1 rRNA gene is annotated in these 1,605 nt (G+C 53.8%); it reads right to left on the bottom strand.

Features of this window, described 5'->3' with window-relative positions:
- Positions 1-21: 21 nt before the first annotated feature.
- Positions 22-1,572: ribosomal RNA gene (locus V7149_RS10470) — 16S ribosomal RNA — on the bottom strand.
- Between the last annotated feature and the right edge of the window lie 33 nt (positions 1,573-1,605).

Raw genomic sequence — 1,605 nt, 5'->3', positions numbered from 1 at the left:
AGTACTTCAATTCTTCCTTAGAAAGGAGGTGATCCAGCCGCACCTTCCGATACGGCTACCTTGTTACGACTTCACCCCAATCATCTGTCCCACCTTAGGCGGCTGGCTCCTTACGGTTACCCCACCGACTTCGGGTGTTACAAACTCTCGTGGTGTGACGGGCGGTGTGTACAAGGCCCGGGAACGTATTCACCGCGGCATGCTGATCCGCGATTACTAGCGATTCCGGCTTCATGCAGGCGAGTTGCAGCCTGCAATCCGAACTGAGAATGGTTTTATGGGATTGGCTAAACCTCGCGGTCTTGCAGCCCTTTGTACCATCCATTGTAGCACGTGTGTAGCCCAGGTCATAAGGGGCATGATGATTTGACGTCATCCCCACCTTCCTCCGGTTTGTCACCGGCAGTCACCTTAGAGTGCCCAACTGAATGCTGGCAACTAAGATCAAGGGTTGCGCTCGTTGCGGGACTTAACCCAACATCTCACGACACGAGCTGACGACAACCATGCACCACCTGTCACTCTGTCCCCCGAAGGGGAAAGTCCTATCTCTAGGATTGTCAGAGGATGTCAAGACCTGGTAAGGTTCTTCGCGTTGCTTCGAATTAAACCACATGCTCCACCGCTTGTGCGGGCCCCCGTCAATTCCTTTGAGTTTCAGCCTTGCGGCCGTACTCCCCAGGCGGAGTGCTTAATGCGTTTGCTGCAGCACTAAAGGGCGGAAACCCTCTAACACTTAGCACTCATCGTTTACGGCGTGGACTACCAGGGTATCTAATCCTGTTCGCTCCCCACGCTTTCGCGCCTCAGCGTCAGTTACAGACCAGAGAGTCGCCTTCGCCACTGGTGTTCCTCCACATCTCTACGCATTTCACCGCTACACGTGGAATTCCACTCTCCTCTTCTGCACTCAAGTCCCCCAGTTTCCAATGACCCTCCACGGTTGAGCCGTGGGCTTTCACATCAGACTTAAAGGACCGCCTGCGCGCGCTTTACGCCCAATAATTCCGGACAACGCTTGCCACCTACGTATTACCGCGGCTGCTGGCACGTAGTTAGCCGTGGCTTTCTGGTTAGGTACCGTCAAGGTACCGCCCTATTCGAACGGTACTTGTTCTTCCCTAACAACAGAGTTTTACGATCCGAAAACCTTCATCACTCACGCGGCGTTGCTCCGTCAGACTTTCGTCCATTGCGGAAGATTCCCTACTGCTGCCTCCCGTAGGAGTCTGGGCCGTGTCTCAGTCCCAGTGTGGCCGATCACCCTCTCAGGTCGGCTACGCATCGTTGCCTTGGTGAGCCGTTACCTCACCAACTAGCTAATGCGCCGCGGGCCCATCTGTAAGTGATAGCCGAAGCCATCTTTCAGCTTTCCTACATGAGTAGAAAAGAATTATCCGGTATTAGCTCCGGTTTCCCGAAGTTATCCCAGTCTTACAGGCAGGTTGCCCACGTGTTACTCACCCGTCCGCCGCTAACTTTTGGGAGCAAGCTCCCGCAAGTTCGCTCGACTTGCATGTATTAGGCACGCCGCCAGCGTTCGTCCTGAGCCAGGATCAAACTCTCCAATAAATTGTGAGTTGATTAGCTCATAAATGTCTTTTT

The organism is Bacillus sp. JJ1503 (assembly GCF_036965125.1).
Classification (GTDB): Bacteria; Bacillota; Bacilli; order Bacillales; family Cytobacillaceae; genus Cytobacillus.
Note: the sequence above shows the minus strand (reverse complement) of the source record. Positions and strands in the feature narration are given on the sequence as shown.